14 protein-coding genes are annotated in these 21,532 nt (G+C 63.3%); 6 read left to right on the top strand and 8 right to left on the bottom strand.

The features are described 5' to 3' along the window. The first annotated feature begins 285 nt into the window (after positions 1-285). Entirely contained in the window at positions 286-2,502 is a 2,217-nt protein-coding gene (locus PCA20602_RS10320) for a TonB-dependent receptor (RefSeq protein ID WP_150721165.1), read from the top strand. A 221-nt stretch (positions 2,503-2,723) separates the two neighbouring features. On the opposite strand, the gene PCA20602_RS10315 is transcribed toward PCA20602_RS10320, so the two are convergent. From PCA20602_RS10315 to PCA20602_RS10295, 5 genes are all read right to left on the bottom strand, one after another. Continuing rightward, on the bottom strand, positions 2,724-3,314 hold the full coding sequence (locus PCA20602_RS10315) for a DUF995 domain-containing protein (RefSeq protein WP_150721164.1): 591 nt from the start codon (positions 3,312-3,314) through the stop codon (positions 2,724-2,726). Between the two features lie 347 nt (positions 3,315-3,661). Then, positions 3,662-4,327, bottom strand: a complete 666-nt coding sequence (locus PCA20602_RS10310) for a DUF799 domain-containing protein (RefSeq protein WP_217432407.1) — start codon at positions 4,325-4,327, stop codon at positions 3,662-3,664. Further along, positions 4,324-4,761: a DUF4810 domain-containing protein gene (locus tag PCA20602_RS10305; RefSeq protein WP_150721163.1), complete on the bottom strand. Its 438-nt coding sequence runs from the start codon at positions 4,759-4,761 to the stop codon at positions 4,324-4,326. Before PCA20602_RS10305 ends, PCA20602_RS10310 begins: the two co-directional genes overlap by 4 nt. A 138-nt stretch (positions 4,762-4,899) precedes the next feature. Next, complete coding sequence (locus PCA20602_RS10300; RefSeq protein WP_069344850.1) at positions 4,900-5,541, bottom strand: CsgG/HfaB family protein; 642 nt, start codon at positions 5,539-5,541, stop codon at positions 4,900-4,902. 249 nt (positions 5,542-5,790) lie between these two features. Next, positions 5,791-7,101, bottom strand: a complete 1,311-nt coding sequence (locus PCA20602_RS10295; protein WP_150721162.1) for an Nramp family divalent metal transporter — start codon at positions 7,099-7,101, stop codon at positions 5,791-5,793. Positions 7,102-7,288: 187 nt separating this feature from the next. Between PCA20602_RS10295 and imuA the strand changes: the two genes are divergently transcribed. The 5 genes from imuA to PCA20602_RS10270 all read left to right on the top strand — a co-directional run bounded on the left by imuA (position 7,289) and on the right by PCA20602_RS10270 (position 16,311). After that, positions 7,289-8,167 (top strand): translesion DNA synthesis-associated protein ImuA, encoded by an 879-nt coding sequence (imuA, locus tag PCA20602_RS10290; protein ID WP_150721161.1) that lies wholly within the window; start codon positions 7,289-7,291, stop codon positions 8,165-8,167. Further along, the gene (locus PCA20602_RS10285; protein ID WP_174980968.1) at positions 8,124-9,914 is read left to right on the top strand and encodes a Y-family DNA polymerase; all 1,791 of its coding nucleotides are present in this window, start codon (positions 8,124-8,126) and stop codon (positions 9,912-9,914) included. The genes imuA and PCA20602_RS10285 overlap by 44 nt, the downstream gene beginning before the upstream one ends. A 31-nt stretch (positions 9,915-9,945) precedes the next feature. Then, positions 9,946-13,401, top strand: a complete 3,456-nt coding sequence (locus PCA20602_RS10280) for an error-prone DNA polymerase (RefSeq protein ID WP_150721159.1) — start codon at positions 9,946-9,948, stop codon at positions 13,399-13,401. Positions 13,402-13,629: 228 nt separating this feature from the next. After that, positions 13,630-15,102 carry a hypothetical protein gene (locus PCA20602_RS10275; RefSeq protein WP_150721158.1) on the top strand — a complete coding sequence of 491 codons (1,473 nt, stop codon included), beginning with the start codon at positions 13,630-13,632 and terminating at the stop codon, positions 15,100-15,102. Between the two features lie 543 nt (positions 15,103-15,645). Further along, positions 15,646-16,311 carry a hypothetical protein gene (locus PCA20602_RS10270; RefSeq protein WP_150721157.1) on the top strand — a complete coding sequence of 222 codons (666 nt, stop codon included), beginning with the start codon at positions 15,646-15,648 and terminating at the stop codon, positions 16,309-16,311. A 3-nt stretch (positions 16,312-16,314) separates the two neighbouring features. Here the strand turns inward: PCA20602_RS10270 and PCA20602_RS10265 are convergent, their stop codons facing one another. From PCA20602_RS10265 to PCA20602_RS10255, 3 genes are all read right to left on the bottom strand, one after another. After that, a complete protein-coding gene (locus PCA20602_RS10265) occupies positions 16,315-17,685 on the bottom strand; it encodes a nucleobase:cation symporter-2 family protein (RefSeq protein WP_069344795.1) in 1,371 nt (456 codons plus the stop codon). 493 nt (positions 17,686-18,178) lie between these two features. Continuing rightward, a complete protein-coding gene (locus PCA20602_RS10260; RefSeq protein ID WP_150721156.1) occupies positions 18,179-19,678 on the bottom strand; it encodes an HDOD domain-containing protein in 1,500 nt (499 codons plus the stop codon). A gap of 18 nt (positions 19,679-19,696) precedes the next feature. Further along, positions 19,697-21,472, bottom strand: coding sequence for a putative bifunctional diguanylate cyclase/phosphodiesterase (locus tag PCA20602_RS10255; protein WP_174980965.1), 1,776 nt, complete (start codon positions 21,470-21,472; stop codon positions 19,697-19,699). Between the last annotated feature and the right edge of the window lie 60 nt (positions 21,473-21,532).

Here is a 21,532-nt window from a genome sequence, read left to right as displayed (position 1 = left end):
GCGCGTCGTATTTTTGTTAATGCAATTGATAATCATTGTTATTATCATTAAACTTTTGCCCAATGGAGATGTCGCGCCGTGAGCGCGAGTCTCTTGACGGTGCCGTTGTCGTACGCAGCTTTCCTTTCTTGTGGCTTGAGGGCAGGGGTTGATTTCCGACCGGCGAATCTCTTCCTCGTCCAGGTGATGTTTGATTGCCGGGGCGTTTCCTCGAAGTTGTTCCTCATGTCGCTCGCTTCCCGTTCTTCCCGTATTGCCCGAGCTCCTCGTTCTGCTAATGCCGGTATGCCTGCGCCTGCCGCCGGCCAATGGCTGTCGTTGCGCCCGATCGTTGCCGCTTCGGTACTGGCATTCGGCTCGTCTGTTTTTAGCGTCGGTGCGATCGCACAAACCACGCCGCCGGGTAATGCGGGGCAGGCAGGTCAGGCGGGAGCGCAGAACGACGTCGCTCTACCGGCCGTGACGGTGCAGGGCGCGCGCGAAGCGTCGCCGAACGACACGCCGCCGGCCTACGTAGGCGGCCAAATTGCGCGAGGCATGAGCTTTGGCGTGCTCGGTAACCAAAGCACGCTCGACGTGCCGTTCAGCATGAGCGCGTACACGTCGAAAATGATCGAAGATCAGCAGGCGCGTACGCTGGCGGACGTGCTCGACAACGATCCGTCGGTGCGCATGTCGCGCGGATTCGGTAACTTTGCGCAAACGTTTGTGATTCGCGGTTTTACGCTGGCGGGCGACGACATTTCGCTTAACGGTCTTTATGGCATTACGCCGCGACAACTCGTGTCGACCGAAGCGCTCGAACGTGTCGAATTGTTCAAGGGGGCGAATGCCTTCCTGAATGGCGCGTCGCCGGGCGGCTCGGCCATTGGCGGTGGCGTCAATCTGCAACTCAAGCGCGCGGACGATACCCCGCTCAACCGGGTCACGCTCGAAGGCAGTGGCTCGGGCGAATTCGGCGCGCATGTGGATGTGGGCCGCCGCTTCGGCAGCGAAGGGCAATTCGGTATTCGCGTGAATCAGGCGGTGCGCGACGGTGAGACGTCGGTCGATCGCGAACATCAGAACTCGAAGACCACGGCAGTGGCGCTCGACTGGCGCGGTGACAAGCTGCGTCTGTCGGCCGATTTCCTCTATCAGAAGCAACACATCGGCTCGGGGCGGGCGCTGTACAACTTCTCGGGCACGGTGCTGCCCCAGCCGCCGGCCGCAACGTCGAATTACGCGCAGTCGTGGAGCTACACCACGCTGGAGGACAACGTCGGCATTCTGCGTGCCGAGTATGACTTCCTGCCTCACTGGACGGCCTACGTGACGGGCGGTATCCGTCATACGAACGAGAACGGCGAGTACTCGAATCCGACGTGGAAGGGCTCGCCCAGCACGATTACCGCAACGCGTCTGAATGCTCCGCACCAGGAAGATGCGCTCTCCGGCGAGGTTGGCGTGCGCGGTCGTTTCACGACCGGTCCGGTGACGCATTTCGTGACGGCAGGCGCGTCGGGCACGCGTCTGGACTCGCAGTCGGCATTTACGTTCGCGCCGGCGTTCTCGACGAGCTTCGTCAACCCGCCGCAAGTCCCTTATCCGGCAGCTACGTCGCAGGGCGGGAATCTGAACGATCCGCAAACGACGGCACTCACCTTGTTGCGTAGCGTGTCGGCGTCAGACACGCTGGGCTTCTTCAACGATCGTGTGCTGGCGACGGTCGGTGTGCGCCATCAGTCGATCGGGGTGAACAACTACGGCTATACCGGTGCGCAGACGCTCGCGTACAACGATGCCATCACCACGCCGCTGTTCGGGCTCGTGTTCAAGCCGTGGCAGAACGTCTCGCTCTTCGCGAACCGCAGCGAAGGGCTGGCGGCGGGCACCACCGCACCGCAAGGCACGCTCAACTACGGTCAGTCGCTGCCGCCGTTCCGCTCCAAGCAGATCGAATTCGGTGCGAAGTACGATACGGCCCGATTCGGCGCGTCGATCGCGTTCTATCAGATCGAGAAGCCGTCGGCGTACACGAACGCGTCCAACGTCTACGTGGCAGACGGGCTTGAGCGTCACCGTGGCGTCGAAGCGTCGGTGTATGGCAGCCCGGTCAAGGACGTTCGCGTGATCGCCGGGGTGTCGTACATCAATGGCACGTTGCTCAACCAGTCGAGCGCGGCGACGAACGGCAATCGTCCGGTCGGCGTGCCGACGTTCTCGTACAACCTCGGTGCGGAATACGACATTCCGTGGGTGCCGGGGCTGACGCTTAACGCCCGCTGGATTCACACGGGTCGCGAGTACGCCAACATTGCCAATACGGCGTCGATCCCGGCATGGGACCGCTTCGATCTTGGCGCGCGTTACGCCACGCAGATTTACGGCAAGCCGACGACCTTCCGTGTGAGCGTGCTGAACGTGACCAACAAGGCCTACTGGTCGAGCGTATCGTCGAGCAACTACCTGACGCTCGGCGCACCGCGCACGTTCCTCTTGTCCATGACGACCGACTTCTGAGTCGCTAGCGCGCGTTAGCCCTCCGTCCCTCGCGGGGCGTGGCTACCGAGCGCCATAGCCCCAACTGCCTCGCTGACGACAGAAACGCAGCGTGCAGTCGCGCCCCGGCGCTGTTCGCAGCCCGGGGCGCTTTTTTTGGGGGGCGACGCAAAGCGGCACCCCGTGCAGTCGCCAAGTGTGCGTCGATGGGCTCGGACTGCGCGGCGAGTTCGGCGCTCCCTCTACTTCTCGATGCTGAATTCAGTCGCGATGGCGGCGCCGTTGGCCAGTGAGGTCACGCCGTAGTACTTGTCGCCGACCTTGAACATGAAACGGCACCAGTTCTCGGTCAGCGCGCGCCACTCCAGATTGACGCAATACGATCCGTTGTCGTTGACCGACCAGGTGCCGGTGGCGCGTGCGACCTGCACGCTGCGGCCGCCGGACCCCATATTCCCCTTGTTGTCGCTCGTGGCATTGAGCGAGCCGTTGGTGTCGTTGACCCATTTGCGCGTGCTGCCATTCGGCACCATGTTGGTGATGTGCGCGCCGGGCATCAGCGAACGCAAGTCGTCGACGCTCAATTGCTGGCCGTTGGCATCCTTGATGTCGGAGAGGTGCATCGGGTCGGCGTAGGCGAACGCGGGGCCGACAAGCAGGGTGAGCCCGATGAACGACCTGAGTGGGCCAAGCGCCTTAGAAAACTTGGTCGATTTGCGCGCCGCGAGTGGTTTTGCCGCAGCCGCGCGTGATCCGGGACGTCTGCGTGACGCCATGGCGGGCTGGGGGCGGAGATGGGGTTGGGCGAGCGATGGAGCGAAGCGATAGACCATGATGACTCCCGGACGAAACCTGCCGACGCAAAGCGTGGGGCGGGTCAGCCGACGAAGGGGCGTGAAACCCATGTCGGCATGCATAGACACCGGCACACGCGCAAGCGACGGCGCGCGTCGTCAGGCATTTCTGTCCCCGTGCTGCGACGGGGTCGGCTATCGGTCCAGGTGAAGCGAGATACCACACTTTCCGCAGGACGCGCCGGACCGTTGCGATCCGGCGGCATCATGCGCTACCACTATAGGCGACGGGGTCGACGATCCCCAATCTTTCCGTCACCCGACATCGCCGTGGCACCGAACCGGCCGCTAAGCGTGAGGCTCTCGGTGGGTTCGGCGTCGCGACATCAGTCCGTGCCGTACTTCGGCGAGCGCGGACCGTAGAGCATGCCGTTGGGGCGTCCGGCGGAGAGCAGGCGTGCGTTGGCGGTGCCCGCGACCGTGTAGCCCGCGTTCGACACGCTGTTGACGATCTGCTTGATGGCTGCCGTGACGAGCATACCGATCAGCCCGCCGCCACCGTTGTTGTTCCCCTCGTTGTTCGACGCGCTGGCCACGCCGCTCCACAGCTTCGCACCGTTGCGCAGATCGATGAGATCGGCTGTGACGGTCACCACCGTGGCGCTGTCGAGCACCATGTACTTCGTGCCGTACTGGGTGATCTTGATGTAGAGCGCGGCGTCTGCACCGAAGATCTCGCGCAGCTTGGCCGGGCTGACCTGATGAATGTCACCGGCAACGGTAAGACCGTTCTGACGGAAAGACTCATCGACCAGCGCGACAGGCATCACGTAGTAGCCGGCTTCGCCCAGCGGCACCGTGACCTGCGAAAGCACGCTGTAGGTGGCGTCGATATCGGGCGATTCGTTCAGCGGCGGCAACACCAGAATCGACTTCGGTTTGCTTTCCTTGAACGCCGTGTAGTCATACGGTTTGGCCTGATGCATGGCGCAGCCGGTCATCACGGCGGCCAGTGCCGCAACCGTCATCCATTTGCAGAGTCGGGCGATCATTGCTTGGCCTCCGTGGTCTTGTTCTTGAGCAGGAAGTCGATGTAATTGGCGGATTCGGGGAACAACTGCTTCTCGATCTGGAATTCCTCGACCATCTTGTCGGGCTTGCCGACCGATGCGTAGAGCAGACCCAGGTGCGCGTGATAGCCCGGCGGCGCTGCATTGTTCGACGCCTTGATCTTCTCCAGATCACGCTCGAGCGCAATGATCTGCGCTTCCTTCGATTCGCCCTTGAAATACTCGTAGACCTGCGGCTGGTAGCTTTCCCAGTCGTACAGCGGTTTTTGCGGCGTAGCGCAACCCGACAGCGTGACGATGATGGCGCCCGCGATGGCCGCTACGCCCAGACGGCCGGCCTGACCGATAGCGCCGGGACGGCGTAATGAGCGCGCAGGTGAGCGCGTAGGTGAGAGTGTAGGGAATGTGCGATTCATGACGATAGAGATCCTGACAGGCATGCCGCAGCCTGCGCGTCCTTCGTGGTAGGCGCTGCTCGCACCCGATTGACGCGCGCGAACGAGCGCGTGACGAATCACGCGCTGCGGCATGCTGCAAAAAGGGATGCGGTCGGCTTACTTGCCGGGCTTCCAGGCGCCGCTTTCGATGCCGGCGACGAGGTTGTTGACGGCTTCGCGCATGGCGAGGTCGAGGACCTTGCCGTTGAGCGTCGAGTCGTAGCCCGCTGTGCCGCCGAAACCGATGACCTCGCGGTTGGACAGGGCGAATTCGCCGGCGCCGCCGCTCGAATACACGACTTCCGACGTCGAGATATCGACCACGTTCAGATTGACCTTGGCGTACGCGATCTGCTCGCGGCCGCGGCCCAGAATGCCGAAGAGCTGTTTGTCGCCCACTTCCTTGCGACCGAACTCGACGACGTCGCCGGTGATCACGTAGTCAGCGCCCTTGAGCGTCTGCTGGGTCTTCTTGATGTCGGCTTCCTGACGGATCTCGGCCATGTTGTCGCGGTCGAGCACGTTGAAGCGATTCGTTTGCTGAAGATGCGTGATCAGGATCGTCTTGGCCTGACTGCCGAGGCGGTCGACATTATCGGAAAAGACACCACGCATGTATGCGGAACGGTTGTCGAACTTGCCGACGGCGATCGGTGTACGCACGCCGACGTAGGCGCGGCTTGCGCTCTCGACCTTGGCGACTTCTACGGTACGCGAGCTTTCGGTAGCGCAACCGCCGAGCGTTGCCATCGCGAGCATGGCGGCGCTGAACAGCGCAATGCCGGACTTGCTTTTCTGCACGTTGATACCCCTCAGTGTGTTTTAGTGCTCGCAGGACGATGCACGATCGCATCGATCCGTTGCGAGTCATCTGGTCCCTTATTTTCCTGACGCTTTTTTGTTCTGCGGATTCATAAGGGGTACTGATGGTAGCACGTGCGATTGTCGCGTTGGCGTTGCGTACAGGGATGCCGGGCGTCGCCCTTGCGGGCTTTTACGCCCGAATCTTCAGCTCAGTCCGAAAATCAGCAGCAGATTGGTGCCGGTGATGACCACGAACAGGCACCATGCGAAGACCTGCGTGGGACGTCCGATCGCGTTGCCTTTCATCACGCGCGGGTCGCTGACCGAGCGAATGAGCGGCCACATGGCGAACGGCAGTTGCAGGCTGAGCAACACCTGACTCCAGACCAGCAGCTTGCCCACGGCGCCGTCGCCGAGCCATAGCACGCCGATGAGGGCGGGCACCAGCGCGAGACCGCGCGTGATCAGGCGTCGCTGGTAGCAGGGGATCTTCATGTGCAGAAAGCCGTCCATGATGACTTGCCCGGCGATGGTGCCCGTGAGTGTCGAGCTTTGTCCGGACGCCAGCAGGGCAATGCCGAACATGAAAGCGGCGGCCCCGCCTGCAATCGGCGTGATCAATTGATACGCCTGCTCGATATCGGTGACGTTGGTCTGCCCGCTCGCGTGAAAGACCGACCCCGCAAGAATCAGAATGGCCGCATTCACACACATGGCGATCAGCAGCGAGCCCCAGGTGTCGATACGCACCAATGCGAGCGTGTCATGCACGTCGCCACGCTTGCCGCCGACAACGCGTCGGGTTTGCACGACGGAAGAGTGCAGGTACAGGTTGTGCGGCATGATCGTCGCGCCGACGATACCCAGCGCCAGCACGATGGCGTCGCGCCGGTCGTGGCTGGGCGCGCCGGGGACGAGACCTGCGGCCACGGCATGCCAGTCGGGCGGCGCCATGGCGACTTGTGCGACGAAGCAGAACGCCATCGTGCCGATCAATCCGAAAACGATCGCTTCGATCTGACGGAAGCCTTTGCCTTGCAGGCCGAGCACGATCATCGTGTCGAGCGCAGTCAGCACGATCCCCCACGAGATGGGTACCCCCAGCAGCAGCTTGAAGGCCAGCGCGCAGCCGAGCACTTCGGCGATATCGCACGCGATGATGGAAATCTCCGCCGTGATCCACTGCACCAGACGTCCCGTGCGGCCGTAGCGTTCGTAGCTGGCTTGTGCGAGGTCACGTCCGGCCACCAGCCCGAGGCGGGCGGCGAGCATCTGCAAGAAGATGGCCGCGAGGCTCGATAACGCCACGACCCACAGCAGCGAGTAGCCGAATTGCGAGCCGGCCTGAATGTCCGTCGCCCAGTTGCCGGGATCCATGTAACCGATGGCGACGAGCAGTCCGGGGCCGGCGAAGCGTTTGAGTTTGGTCCAGCGCGATTGGCGCGCGTCGATGACGATGCTGCCCTTGACCTCGGAGGGGCAGAAAGGCGCGGTGGCGGTAGTCGGGAGGGGCATGAGGGTGGGATGACTGGCAATGACGCTCACGTTAGCCGGGCCGGCGTTTGCCCGCAAGCACGATCGTCGGGAAAGCACGGACAAATTGCGACAGGCGCGATGGATGGGAAGCCACTGGAATGCTGCCGAAAGTCGATGAACTGCTATACTGTACATTCATACAGTATTTGGGTGCTTGATTCTCCAGATGACCCTGCCGCTTTCCTCCCTGCCTGCCGGGCTATGGCGTGCCAGCGAACTGGCGCATTGCCACCGCGCGGGCCACACCACCGGTTTTGCCGCGCTCGACGCCGAGTTGCCCGGCGCCGGGTGGCCGCATGGTGCGGTGACGGAGCTGCTGTGCGAGCGCCCGGGGATCGGCGAGTGGCGGCTGCTGGCGCCGACGTTGCGCGACCTGACACAGGCTGGCAAGCCGGTGATGGTCATTGCGCCGCCGATGCTGCCGTACGCACCGGCACTGGCGGGATGGGGGATCGATTTGCGCTGGCTGAGCGTAGTGATGCGTCCGGCGTCTGCGGTGTCCGGAGTGTCCCGGGGGCGTCGCGGGGCCGGTGAGCGTGCGGGGCGGGGGATGAGGGCTGAGGACCGCGACATGCTCTGGTGCGCCGAGCAGGCGCTCAAAAGCGCTTGCTGCGGGGCGGTGCTGACGTGGCTGCCCGCAGCGACGCCAGAGCAACTCCGGCGGCTTCAGGTCGCGGCGGGCGGCGGCGAGACGCTGACCTGGGTGGTGCGTGCGCCGGCGGCGGTCTCGACAGCTTCGGCCGCGCCGCTGCGGCTCGGGCTTACCGTCGGGGAGGGCAGTCGGCTAGGGGTGCAGTTTCACAAGCGTCGCGGACCGCCCCGCCTCGATCCGCTCTGGTTGACGTTGCCTGCGCCTTATACGCGTGCACCGCAACCGGTGACGGGGACCTGGGACGATGCGATGCCATGGCATGTGCGGCCCGATCCGACACCGTCGCCCGTTCCGTCCACACCGTCCACCCCTTCCACCGCTTCTTTCGTTTCTGCTTCCGGAGTCTCGCATGGCCTGCTGGATCGCCCTGCATCTGCCATCTCTGGCGCTTGAGGTCGCCTCGCCGCGTATGCGTGCGCACGGGGACGCGGGCGCGCAGGCCGACACGACGGTCGTGCTGGCGCAGGCGCGTGTCTGGCAGGCGAGCGAGGCCGCACAGGCGGCCGGGGTGCAGCCGGGGATGCGTCGTGGCGGCGTGCTGGCGCTGTTGCCGCAAGCCCGGTTTCACGATCGCGACGAGGGGGCCGAGTCGCTGGCGCTCGAAGCCCTGGCGCTGGCCTTGCTGCGCTTCGGGCCCGATGTCGCGATTGCCGCGCCGCAGTGTGTGGTGATCGACGTTGCGCCGAGCCTGCGCCTGTTCGGCGGTCTGGCGTCGTTGGCCGTGCAGGTGCTGGAGAGTGCCGAAGCGCTCGGGCATCGCGCATCGTTGGGGATGGCCGCGACGGCCAGCGCTGCGGTATTGCTCGCGCGTGCCGCAGAAGTGGCCTCACCGCCTGTCGATTCGCATGCACCGACGCCGGAACATATGCAGGCAGCGATGAAGTCGCGCGCGTCGCGTCGCTCGATTGTGCCGATGAACGTGCCGGTGAACGTGCCGGTGAACGTGGCGTCAGCGGCATCGAAGTCCGGAGAGACATCGTCGTCAATCTCGTCGGCATGGCATGGCGAGTCCGGTGAACCCGGCGAGCCGTTGTTGCCACCTCCGCTGGCCGTGCTGCCGTCGCAACTCGACCCGCTATCGGTCGCGTTGCTGCCTGAAGCGCAGCCATGGCTCGATTGGCTCGCGCAAATCGGTTGTGCGACGTTGGGAGCGCTACGAGCGCTGCCAGCGGCGGGCGTCAGGCGTCGCTGCGGCGCAGCGTTGATGACTTCGCTTTCCCGCGCTTATGGCGATACGCCGGAAGCCCCGGCGTGGTACCGCGCGCCGCCGCATTTCGAAGCGGTCTTGCCGTTGCCGTCGCTCACTCACGACGTTGAAGTGCTGCTCTTCGGTTTGCGCCGCTTGCTGGCGCAACTGACGGGATGGCTGGCCGCCGGCCAACTGGCGACGCGCTCGCTGACACTGATACTCGAACACGAACCGCTCGGCAGACAGACGCTGGCGCCGACGCGTTTTGATATCCGTCTGGCCGAGGCCAGTGCCGCGCCGGCGCACTTGCTGTCGCTGTGCAAGGAGCGGCTCGCGCGTGCGCCGCTGGTTGCACCGGTGCTGACGCTACGGCTGGATGTGACCCAGACCGCACCGCACGTTCCGCAAAACGGGTCGTTACTGCCGGAGCCCGGGCGCGAGCGTCAGGACTTCGTGCAATTGATGGAGCGTGTGGCGGCGCGTCTGGGGGATGAGCATGTGCGGCGTTTGCAGGTGCGCGGCGACCATCGCCCCGAGGCGGCGTTCGTCAGCGTGGCTTATGGGGCGGGAGGGGGCGCAGGGGCAGGCAACAGCCCGGACACCAACCCAGGCGCGAGCGTGGGTACCCGTACCACGCATGGCGCGCGGGGGCCGAGCGCCAGGACGTCGCGTCATTTGCCGGAGACTGCGCAGGCATTGCCCCCACGTCCGGCATGGCTGCTCGATGCCCCGCAACGGTTGCGCGTGCAGCAGGAGCGTCCGTGGCGGCAGGGGCCGTTGCAACTGGTGAGTGGTCCCGAGCGGATCGAGGCGGGATGGTGGGAGCCGGGCACGGTCACGCGCGATTACTTCATCGCGGCTGATGCCTCGGGGGCGCTGCTGTGGGTGTTTCGGGAGCGTCCGGTGAAAGGGGCCGACGCCGCGTGGTATCTGCACGGCCTGTTCGGCTGATGCCGGTGAACGCCGATCGATAAGTCGCCTTATGAATTTCGACGATTTTCTCCCCTGGCAAGGGTCGACCGACGGGTTGGCCGCCAACGACGACGGTGCCGACACCCCCGAAGACGCCCCTGCTCGGCCGTACGGGGAGGAGGAAGGCGGCCTGCCGGCGTACGCCGAATTGCATTGCCTGTCGAATTTCTCGTTTCAGCGCGGTGCGTCTCACCCGGAGGAGTTGGTCGCACGGGCGGCACATCTGGGGTACACCGCGTTGGCCATTACCGATGAGTGTTCGCTGGCCGGTGTCGTACGGGCGCTTGCGGAAGCGACCAAGTATCCGGCGGTGAAGCTGATCGTCGGCAGCGAGTTTCGTCTGACGCCCGAGTGTGTCGCATCACAAGTACCGCAATCGACGGGAGCGTCGACGACCCGGCCGCCGGTTCCGTCGCCATCGTCACACGACACATCGTCCGAACAGCGCAGGTCGACGGGAATCGAACCGGGCGCGCTGGCGGGCCACGATCCCCTCGATCCCCGTGATCTTCCAGACGCACTCGGCACCGTGCATCTGGTTGCGCTGGCGCAGCACCGTGATGGCTACGGCAATCTGTCGGAGATGATCACGCTCGGACGCATGCGTGGTCCGAATCGCAGCTATCGGTTGCACCCGGGCGATTTCAGTGCGCCGACCGGGGAGTACGCGCATCTGCGCGGTCTGAAGGGCTGTCTGCTCATTCTGGTGCCGGACCCCGACGCGAGCGCCGAACTGACGCTGGCGCAGACGCGTTGGGCCGCCCGGACGTTCGGTGAGGGGCGGATCTGGCTCGCGCTGGAACGTCGTCACCGTGCGGACGACGAAGCGCAGTTGGCGCGTCTGCGTGCGATCTCCGTCGAATGCGGCGTGCCGCTCGTCGCGACAGGGCATGTCCTCATGCATGTGCGCTCGCGCAAGCCATTGCAAGATACCCTCACGGCCATCGGGCGGGGCGTGCCGGTGCAGGCGTGCGGGTTGTCGCTCACGGCGAATGCGGAGCAACATCTGCGTCCCCGGCTACGGCTTTCATGGCTTTATCCGAAAGAGGCGTTGGCCGAGACGGTGGCGATCGCTTCGCGATGTCATTTCGATCTGAGGAGACTGCGTTACGAATATCCGGAAGAACTCGTGCCCGCAGGCCATACGCCGGAATCGTATCTGCGTCAGGAGGTCGACAAGGGGGCGACGTGGCGTTATCCAGACGGTGTGCCGCCGAAAGTGGTGGCGCTCCTCAAGGCGGAACTGGCGCTCATTCGCGAGCTTGAGTACGAGCCGTACTTCCTGACGGTCTACGACATCGTGAGCTATGCCCGCAGCCAGAAGATTCTGTGTCAGGGGCGCGGCTCGGCGGCGAACTCGGCGGTGTGTTATTGCCTGGGCATCACTGCGGTGAACCCCGACGAAGCGCAAGTGCTGTTCGGCCGTTTTCTGTCGAGGGAGCGCAAGGAGCCGCCAGATATCGACGTCGACTTCGAGCACCAGAAGCGCGAGATCGTCATCCAGTACATCTATCGGAAGTACGGCAACGACCGGGCGGCGCTGGCGGCAACGGTCATCAGCTATCGCATGCGCAGCGCCGTGCGCGATACGGGGCGGGCGCTGGGGATCGATCTGTCCATCGTCGAGCAGGTGGCACAGAGTCAGCAGTGGTGGGACGGCAAGGAGAACCTGCTCGCCCGCATGGCCGCGCAGGGACTGTCGCCCGATGCGCCGACGACGCGGCTTTGGGCCGATCTGGCGGCGCGGCTGATCGGCTTTCCACGGCATTTGTCGCAGCACGTCGGGGGCTTCGTGATTGCGCGCGACAAGCTCTCGCGCCTCGTGCCGATCGCGCCGGCCGCGATGGAGAACCGTTACGTCATTCAATGGGACAAGGACGATATCGAGACGCTCAGACTGCTCAAGGTCGACGTGCTGGCGCTCGGCATGCTGAGTGCGTTGCGGCGCACGCTCGATTTGCTGGGCGAATGGCAGGGCAAGCCGATCGAACTGGCCGAAATCCCACGCGATGACCCGGCAACGTACGGCATGATCCGCCGCGCCGATACCGTGGGCGTGTTTCAGATCGAGTCGCGAGCGCAGATGAGCATGTTGCCGCGTCTGAAACCGGTCAAGTTCTACGATCTGGTCGTGCAGGTCGCGATCGTGCGTCCCGGGCCGATTCAGGGCGGCATGGTGCATCCCTATCTGAAGCGGCGCAAGCTGAAACCGGAAGACGTCGTCTATCCGTGTGACGCCATCAGACCGGCACTGGAACGTACATTGGGCGTGCCGATTTTTCAGGAGCAGGTCATGCAGATCGCGATGATCGCCGCAGACTTCTCGGCGGGCGATGCCGACGAGTTGCGTCGTTCGATGGCGGCATGGAAGCGCAAAGGCGGTCTGGAGAAATTCCAGACCCGCATCGTCGACGGCATGCTGAAGAATGGTTATCCGCTCGAGTTTGCCGAGGCGATCTGTCGTCAGATCGAGGGGTTCGGCGAGTATGGATTCCCCGAGAGTCATGCGGCGAGCTTCGCCTCGCTGGCATACGCCAGTGCGTGGCTCAAGTGTCACGCGCCGGAGATGTTCCTGTGCGGGTTGCTCAACAGTTTGCCGATGGGCTTCTATTCGGCCTCGCAACTGGTGCAGGATGCGCGACGGCATCGTGTGGAGGTTCGCGCGGTGGACGTGTGCGTGAGCGATGTCGAGTCGCGTCCCGAGGCGAGGGTCGGCCGGTATGGGGATGCGCGTCGACCGGCGGTGCGCCTTGGCCTGTCGCTGGTCAAGGGCCTGTCTGCCGAGGGCGCGCAGGCCATCGAGCGTGCGCGTCGGTCGCGGCCGTTTACCGATATCGACGATCTGACGTCGCGCGCCGCGTTGTTGCGTCGCGATCTCGATGCGCTGGCGGCAGCGGACGCCTTGTCGGCCCTCCTGGGCGGACGGCGTCAGGCACGCTGGACAGTGGCCGCCTGGCAGCCGCCCACGCCGTTGCTGGGGGCCACTGTCCTGCGCGACGCCGCGCCGGGCAGTGCGGATGAGCAGGTGGCCTTGCCGCCGATGGCCGAGGGGCAGGACATCGTGGCCGACTATGCGAGTACGGGGCTGACGTTGCGGCGTCATCCGTTACTGCTGTTGCGCGAGAAGCTGACGAAAATGCGCGTGCGTACGGCAAAGGAGTTGCAGTCCGATGGCGTGCACGGGCGACGCGTGCGCGCGGTCGGCATTGTGACGGGACGTCAGCGTCCGGGCACGGCCAACGGCACGGTCTTCGTGTCGCTGGAAGACGAGACGGGCGTCATCAACGTGATCGTCTGGCCCGATCTGGTCGAGGCGCAGCGCAAGGAGTTGCTGGCGTCGTCGCTATTGGGCGTGGAAGGGATATGGCAGCGCGAGGAACGCGTTACCCATCTGGTCGCGCATCGCCTGATCGATCTTTCGCCGATGCTGGGCGAACTCACGATTTCGAGCCGGAATTTTCATTGAGGCTTATTTCGCGGCGCTGTGGTGCTGCGGAGCTGCGATGTCACAGCGCCGGGCCGTCGGCGCGGGGGAAATAGCTCGCAGGCGTTGGGTCGATTGTTGAAAGTGCCTTGGCGATATCAGGGCAACGATGGCGCAACGTCGGTGAGGGCGAACGTGCATGTCCCGCCCCGTCCTGTGGGATTGGGATATCCACCGACGATCCGCCACATCAGACATCCGGAGTCCCTCATGGAAATCAACTCGTTATCGTCAGGACTGGGAGTGCCCACTGTCAGTCCCGATATCGCGAGCCATTCCGCGCCATCCTCACAATCCTCATCGATATCGGAAAGCACCCGAATCCCCCAGGACGATGGCGCAGTGTCGTCATCGATCGCAGCGGGCGCGATGCCATCGACCTCGGTGGATGCGGTGAGGTTGTCGAACGACGTGGCGTCTCTCGACGAATTCACGCAGGCGCTAGACGCCGGGCTGAACGCATTGCCCCGGGAGATATTCTCCGCGCTCGATCTCCCGGACGGCATGCATCCGAGAGACATGCTCATCGGCGTGGTGCTTCCCTCGGGGGAGGCTGCGTCTCAGGCGGCGCCGCAACCGCCGCAGTACAAGGTAGTCGGATCGGCGGGAAAATTGATCGCGGATATCGTGAGCGGTACCGGCCGTTGGTCGGAGGCGGACTACGACCAGTGGGTTTGCGTGAAGCATGGTCAGGATCCGGAGACATTCCAGCCGGCGAGATCGGCCATCGATGCCGCTGTGACCTGGGTGCGTCAGGATGTGCCGGAAGATCGCGCGCGTGCAACAGCCCGGTCGATTGCCGATGCCATGCTCACCGATGCCTCGGCGCGGGAAACGATCGCGCAATGGAATCGGGATGCGCTTGCTGCGCGCACCAAGGTTGAAATCGACGAAACGAAATCGGCGCAGCGATTGATTGCCTCCCTTTTGAATGCCCTCTGTGAGCATCCCACCATCGAAGCGCGTTTTGATCGCAAAGGGGCCAGTGTGTTTGCTTACACCGTAGAGATTGGCGTTTCTCGCAAGGGTGCGAACGGTATCGACAGCCTGACTGTCCCGGGTATGGTGATTGTCTCGACAGCCGTCAGCGGCGCCGAAAACAGAAAAACGAAATCGGCGGTGCTTTACTGCGCCGGCATGGAGAAATCGTTCAGGGCCAGCGCATTCGGCAGCATGGAGAGATCGATCGCCGAATTTGCCGCGAACGCGAGTGTGAAGCCGTTATCGGCATTTCCAAAAGCAACGTTGTCGTTGGGCGAGATGCTGCCCTATTACCTGAAGCTGATGGTGCCGGACTTTTCGGAGGCGTCGGACAAGGTTGTCCGCGCCGAACTGGTGCCGTACAACGACGACATCTTCGAAAAGATGGCGACGGACGCCGCTCGTGTCGTCGATGTGGGTGCGAGGGCGTCAATGGCGCGAGACTTTGCATCGGAAAGTACGACGCGAAGTCTGTGGCGCGACTGGCTCGGAGGGCGCCCCGACGCCACCGTCGGTTTTGAAGACGCGTTGCTGTCTCTGAATCCGGGCAGGCAATTGGCGGCTTCTTTGTGGGGCATGAGCGATGCTATCGTCGCGGCGGTGAACGGCACCCGACGAATGGACGGATCTGCGGCGAGAAATGAATGCTTTCATCGATTCAGTCGAACGGGAAATGTTCACCCTGCCGCACCGGCTCCTTGAGCGGTTTTGTCCATCGGTCGAGCCGGGCGACATCGATCTGCGGCATGTGACGATCTTGCACAGAGCCCCGGATTCGCGAGAAATCCGACCGGTTGGGACGGCATGGCAGATCATCGCGCGATCTTGCGAGCCGGATAGGCCGCTGGCCTGAGCACGAAATGGACAACTGGGTGCGCGAGGGGACAGCGTCGGGGAAGCCCGATGTCTATGTCCCTATCCGGCGTGCTATCGATATGGCGGCCTCGTGGATTCGGGTTGGTTTGCCAGAAGATCAGGGGCACGCATTCGCGCACGTCGTTGCCGACTATCTTTTGTCGGAAACGGATTCTTCGTGCCGCCAAGTGATCGTGCCGTGGTCTAAGCGCGCGTTGTCAGATCTTATCGACGATCCCGTCATGAAAAGAAAGCTAACGCCCGGAATGCGCTCACTCATGCGCAGCATCTGTCGGAACCCCGTAGGGATGGAGCGCACGGTATCGGAGCACGCTTTACCCTCCGGATCAACGTGTTTTATACGGCGGCAAAAAAACCGACAGTCTGGCCGTGCCCGGCATGATCCTCATGTTTCGCGGTGATGCCACTGACCACGCCAACGACAAAAAGACCGCAACACTCTACCTCGCTGGACACCAACAGCCGCTATGGACTCGGACACTTGGCGTCATGAAGGCCGGGCTGGACCGATTTGGGCTCAATCCACCGTCGGAGCCCAGGCGATATACCGCGCCATTCCTGTCGTTGAAGGAGGCATTAGCGCCGTACTTCCAGGAGATGTTTCCCGAGTTTGACGCGTCGACCGATCGCATATCGTCTATTCAGTTGGATCGATGTGATGGAGACATCTTCGAGAAAATGGTGGCCAATGGGGCGATGGTCGTCCGGAATCGTGCCAGCGGATCGATGTGTTCCGACTTTGATTCGGAAAAGGAACGGCGTGCGATGTGGTTTGCATGGATCTTCGGTCGAGCGGCAGGCATTCCAGCGGAAGTTGCCGCGCCTCCTGAAACCTCTGATCTCGACGCCGTTTCCGACATTGCTGGTCCGCACTGGCTGAGCGGACTAACGTTGCGCGAACCATTTGACTACAATGACGAACGCCTCGATCAACACATAGCTGACGTCACTGTCGCAGTTCAGGAGAGCACGCAACGACAACATCGGCAACTCGATGAAATGATCAGAAATCGGTTCAACACCCACACCTCATAACCCTCAATGCGCCGCATCCGCCTGCTTGCCGGCCTCCTGCGCCAGCGCGCTCGCTTCTTCCTCGCTGCGCAACCCGTTGAAGTGTGCGTTGAGCAGCACAGCGCTGATCGATGCGAGCAGAATGCCGCTGTGGAAGAACGGGGCGAGGGCGTGCGGCAGTTTCATGAAGAACTTGTCCGACGCCACCGGGATCATCCCAACGCCGATACTGATCGCGATGATGTACAGGTTGTAGCGGTTCTTCGACAGATCCACCGTCGAGAGAATCTTGATGCCGGTGGCCGTCACCATGCCGAACATCACGATGCCCGCGCCGCCCAGCACGAACTGCGGCACTGACGCCACCACGTGCGCCACCTTCGGAAACAACCCCAGCACGATCAGAATCAAGCCGCCCATGGCGCACACCCAGCGGCTCTTGACGCCCGTCACGCCGACCAGTCCCACGTTCTGCGAGAACGACGTGTAGGGGAACGTGTTGAAGATGCCGCCGATCATCGTGCCCAGTCCGTCGACACGCAAGCCGCGCACCAGCGTCTTCTGATCGACCGGACGTCCCACGATGTCGCCCACCGCGAGGAACATGCCGGTCGACTCGATGAAGGTGACAAGCATCACCAGCGTCATCGTGGCGATGGCGATCGGATCGAAGCGCGGCACGCCGAAGTGAAACGGCATGACGAAGCCGAACCACGGGGCTTCCGACACGCCTGCGAACGACACTTTGCCGAGTGCGATCGCCACGATCGTGCCGAACAGAATGCCCAGCAACACCGCAATGTTCGAGAAGAAGCCGCGCACATACTTCGTGATGAACAGGATGCACAGCAAGACCGCGAACGACACGCCCAGATACAGTGGGTTGCCGTAGTCGGGATTGCCGAAACCACCCGCCGCCCAGTTGATGCCGACGCCCATGAGCGAGATGCCGATCACCGTAATGACCGTGCCCGTCACGACCGGCGGAAAGAGCCGCAGCAGTTTGCCGATGAACGGCGCGATGAGAATCCCGATAATGCCGGCGGCAATCGTCGCGCCGTAGATGTCGAGCAGGCCGAGGTCCGGGTTCGTGCCGATGGCGATCATCGGTGTCACGGCGGTAAACGTCACGCCCATCATGATCGGCAGACGCAGGCCGAAGATCCACAGGCCGAGCGTCTGGATGAGCGTGGCGATACCGCACGCGAAAAGATCGGCGTTGATGAGGAACGCGATTTGATCGACCGACATCTTGAGCGCGCCACCGATGATCAGCGGCACCGCAACGGCGCCCGCGTACATCACCAGCACGTGTTGCAATCCCAGCGTGAACAACTTGGGGAGCGGCAGGCGCTCGTCGACCGGATGCACCGGTGCAGCAGCAGATTGCGTCATGTCTTCTCCTGATCCGACGGTACGATTTGATTTACATGGCCTGACTGATAAGGCGAAACCGAGCGTAAATTTTTTACCGGGGTGCAGCGAGTCGCGTCAAAAAACATCGAAGGACATTGAGGACGATGCGCGGCCGACGACTGACGCGCAGTCGTGGAGAAAAACTGCGGTCTGGCGACATAGTACGCCTGCGTGCAGGGAGATCGCCCAAACGGGCTGACGCCTTACGCCACGCGGGGAACAGCGCCTGATAGCGTGACATCGCGCTGCCATGGCGGACGGCGGCACGTGTGCGAAATATCCAGTGCGTGGCCGACGTCGCAGGACGAGCGCCGCAGACTATATCGAATCCGCGATACCAAAGATTGCATTGACGATATGAATTGCCGAGACACCGCTGCGATCGGCGCGGACAAACAAAAACGACCGTCGACGGTTGTCGGACGGTCGCGGCTTCGCGTGATGAACCGGCGTGGCCTTAACTTAACTTAACTTAACGGCCGCCAGTCGTGCCTGACGGCTTGCGGGCGAGCGAATCGGTGGTGTTGCCCGTTGCCGCATTTTGCTGAGCGACGCTCTCGAGCTTGCTCGAAATCTCGTCCCCCATGTGATGCAGGAACTCCATTTCCTTCGCGCCGATGCCGCCTGCGCACAAGGCGCCGCCCCAATCGCCGTAGAGCAACGCCACCGTCTGATTGCGCTGGCGAACCGGCAGCAGGAAGAACGACTTCACGTGCGAGAAGTGCTGACGGTGCCACAGCGGAATGCGCGGCACGATGCGCGGTTCGCGGGCGTTGTCGATCAGGATCGCACGGCCGTTAGTCAGGGCGAGATGAAAGACGTCCGGCTCGAACGCTTCCGGGAAGGTCAGGCCGAGCAGCGGCTGCACGTCGCGCCCGATGCCGAAACGCATCTCGAAGAACTTGCCCGCCGGTGCGCGCACGAACGCCGCGCAATTGACGAAGCCCAGCGATTGCAGGATGGCTTCGAGCGTGAGGTTGAGCAGCCCGACCGCATCGGTCTCACCGGTGGCGGCGCGCACTTCCGAAAGCCCGTCGGCCAGACGTCGCGCCGAATCCAGCGGCTTGCCCGCCGGCGGCTGACGCGTGTTCGAGGCGCCGGTGCTGATCGCAATGAATTCCTGATGGCTCGTGTCGCGCGCCATCTCCTCACCGACGGAGACCACTTCGCTGATGTCCAGCGCGAGGCGATCGGCATAACGCTCGGCCAGTTCGGCCAGACGTGCCGCATCGGCGCCGCGTGTGAGCTCCGTCACCATCTCGTTGGACATGTTCGCGACGGCGCACAGCCAGTCGGCGTGCGAGAGCGGCGTGTCGCCATCGAGATCGATCGGGCGCATGCTCGTCGCAATCGATTCCGGCAGGCCCCATTTGCGCGCTGCCGCTTCGGCCAGCTCCGGGAACGAGATGCCCAGCACCTGCTCGCAGGCATCGCTGTCGCTGATGCCTTGCTCGGCCGCGATTTCCTGAATCTCGACCCATTCGTTGGGGAAGCAATACGTCACCAGCAGACGCGCCACGTGATGCAGCAACGTGCAGACGACGGCTTCTTCACCGTCGCGGATCCCGTTCTTCGAAGTGATGTCGCGGGCGAAAGCGCCTGCGAGCGTGGCGCGGGCCAGCTCGCGTGCCATGTCGTCGCGACGCGCGGCGACCTCGCCGAAGCCTTCGAGCAGTTTCAGGCTGAGGGCCAGGTGACCGATCGTGTCGACGCCCAGAATCATGATCGCGCGCGAGACCGTCGTCACGTTGCAGCCAAACGGCGCATACATGGCGGAGTTGGCCAGACGAATCACTTTCTGGGTGAGAGCAAAATCCGAGAGCACCGACGACGCGAGGTCGGCCGTGCTCGTGTTCTCGCTTTGCATGGCAGACACGATGCCTGTGACCGAGCGTTGCAGCGACGGAAAGTCGCCGCGCTCAGCCATGCGCTGCCACAACAATTCGAGCGTTTTTTCTTTGGTAAGGCTCATGGTAGCGGGGTTGTCCGGTCAGTGGCCGGCATCCACGTTGAGACGCCCGCTCGCAAAGGCCGCCTCCAGTTCTCCCGCAGGCAAGGCCTTCGACACCAGCCAGCCCTGGATGGAATGGCAGCCGCGATCGATCAGCATCTGCCGTTGTTCTTCCGTCTCGACCCCTTCGGCGACTGCCGACAGACCCAGCTCGCGTGCCAGTCCCAGAACTGCCGTGACGATCGTACGGTCGTTCGGTGACGTCGGCATGTCTTTGACGAAGCTGCGGTCGATCTTGAGCGCCGAGAGCGGGAAACGCTTGAGGTATCCCAGACTCGAATAGCCCGCGCCGAAGTCGTCGACGGCGAAACGCACGCCCAGCGTCTGCAACTCGCGCAATACCAGATTGGCCTGCTCCGGGTCGCGCATGAGCACGCTTTCGGTAATTTCGAGCACCAGCCGGTGACCTTCCACGCCGGAGTCGGCGATCGCCTGCCACACGAGGCTCGGGAAAGACGGATGGTGAAACTGTTGTGCCGAGACGTTGACCGACATGTAGATCCCGTCGAGCCGGGTGCGATCCCAGCGCGCGAGCTGCATGCAAGCGGCGCGTAACGCCCAGCCGCCCAGCAAGTTGATCAGACCATTGGCCTCGGCCAGCGGAATGAATTCGGCCGGCGAGACCGGACCGAGTGCCGGATGCCAGCGCATCAGCGCCTCGACACCCTTCACGTTCAGCGAAACCGGATCGCAGATCGGCTGGTAATGCAGGCTGAATTCACCGTTGTGAATGGCCTCGAACATCGCCGATTCCAGCGAAAACGCCTTGCGGTGCAAATCGCCCAGATCGTCCGTGTAGACGAACAGACCGTTGCGGCCGCGATCCTTGGCGCAGTACATGGCGGCGTCGGCGTGCTTGATCAGCAGGCCGGCCGAGTCGCCGTGCTGCGGGTAGAACGATACGCCGATGCTCGTCGTCAGGTGCAGCAGTTGATCGCCGACCTGAAACGGCTGTTGAACCGCCGAGAGCAGTCGCTTCATGATGCCGCCGAGCGCCTGTTCGTTATCGCAGCCGGGCAGCACCAGAACAAATTCGTCGCCGCCCATGCGCGCGGCCATGTCCGTCTCGCGAATCTGCGCGATCAGGCGTTGGCCGGCGTCGCGCAGCAACTGGTCGCCCACGTCGTGACCGAGCGAGTCGTTGACCTTCTTGAAGCCGTCCAGATCGAGCAGGGCGACGGCGAAATTCGGGCCGCCCTCACGCGCGTGCTGAATCGTCTCGACGATGCACTGCTGAATATATTGACGATTGCCGAGACCCGTGACCGCATCGCGTACCGCCAGGTCGGACAGACGCGCTTCGTTTTCCTTGAACGCGGTGATGTCTTCGCCGTGCACGAGGAACGTGGCGCTGGAGGCGCTGCCGATGCGCGGGGTGTACTGGGCAATGCGAAGGCGCATCCAGACACGGTCGGTCAGACCGCGCAGCAGGCGTACCGTGCACTGCTGGGGACCGAGGGTCTGGGCGGCGGAAAACGCATCCTGCAACAAAGGAACGTCTTCGATGCCAGTCAGCTCGAAGAGCGTGGCATGGTCGATGTACTCACGCGAGTACTCGAGCAGACGCAGGGAAGCTTCGGCAATGAAAAGGAAACGGCCATCGGCTGCAACATGTGCCGAAAGTCCGCCGGTCAGCTCGACCAGCGCCCGGGACAATGCCGGGGCCGGCGCCGTGGCGTTGGCCTCGGCGATTGCCGGTGCCAGGGTCGAAGGCTCGACCAAAGGCACACCGGCTGGGAGTCGATCTGAACTCATTGTTGTTGTCTGTGCATGCATCACGTCGAGCGCGCTGCCGCTCATGTGCTTCCCCGTTAA

It is taken from the genome of Pandoraea capi, from assembly GCF_902459735.1.
Lineage (GTDB): Bacteria > Pseudomonadota > Gammaproteobacteria > Burkholderiales > Burkholderiaceae > Pandoraea > Pandoraea capi.
Note: the sequence above shows the minus strand (reverse complement) of the source record. Positions and strands in the feature narration are given on the sequence as shown.

Excerpts from the sequence above, each read along its gene's own strand:
- PCA20602_RS10280 (WP_150721159.1), top strand. The coding sequence starts at position 9,946 with ATGAATTTCGACGATTTTCTCCCCTGGCAAGGGTCGACCGACGGGTTG.
- PCA20602_RS10305 (WP_150721163.1), bottom strand. The coding sequence starts at position 4,761 with ATGAATCGCACATTCCCTACACTCTCACCTACGCGCTCACCTGCGCGC.
- PCA20602_RS10300 (WP_069344850.1), bottom strand. The coding sequence starts at position 5,541 with ATGCTCGCGATGGCAACGCTCGGCGGTTGCGCTACCGAAAGCTCGCGT.
- PCA20602_RS10275 (WP_150721158.1), top strand. The coding sequence starts at position 13,630 with ATGGAAATCAACTCGTTATCGTCAGGACTGGGAGTGCCCACTGTCAGT.
- PCA20602_RS10295 (WP_150721162.1), bottom strand. The coding sequence starts at position 7,101 with ATGCCCCTCCCGACTACCGCCACCGCGCCTTTCTGCCCCTCCGAGGTC.
- PCA20602_RS10320 (WP_150721165.1), top strand. The coding sequence starts at position 286 with ATGCCTGCGCCTGCCGCCGGCCAATGGCTGTCGTTGCGCCCGATCGTT.
- PCA20602_RS10315 (WP_150721164.1), bottom strand. The coding sequence starts at position 3,314 with ATGGTCTATCGCTTCGCTCCATCGCTCGCCCAACCCCATCTCCGCCCC.
- PCA20602_RS10260 (WP_150721156.1), bottom strand. The coding sequence starts at position 19,678 with ATGAGCCTTACCAAAGAAAAAACGCTCGAATTGTTGTGGCAGCGCATG.
- PCA20602_RS10265 (WP_069344795.1), bottom strand. The coding sequence starts at position 17,685 with ATGACGCAATCTGCTGCTGCACCGGTGCATCCGGTCGACGAGCGCCTG.
- PCA20602_RS10310 (WP_217432407.1), bottom strand. The coding sequence starts at position 4,327 with ATGATCGCCCGACTCTGCAAATGGATGACGGTTGCGGCACTGGCCGCC.
- PCA20602_RS10255 (WP_174980965.1), bottom strand. The coding sequence starts at position 21,472 with ATGAGTTCAGATCGACTCCCAGCCGGTGTGCCTTTGGTCGAGCCTTCG.
- PCA20602_RS10285 (WP_174980968.1), top strand. The coding sequence starts at position 8,124 with ATGGCCTGCTGGATCGCCCTGCATCTGCCATCTCTGGCGCTTGAGGTC.
- imuA (WP_150721161.1), top strand. The coding sequence starts at position 7,289 with ATGACCCTGCCGCTTTCCTCCCTGCCTGCCGGGCTATGGCGTGCCAGC.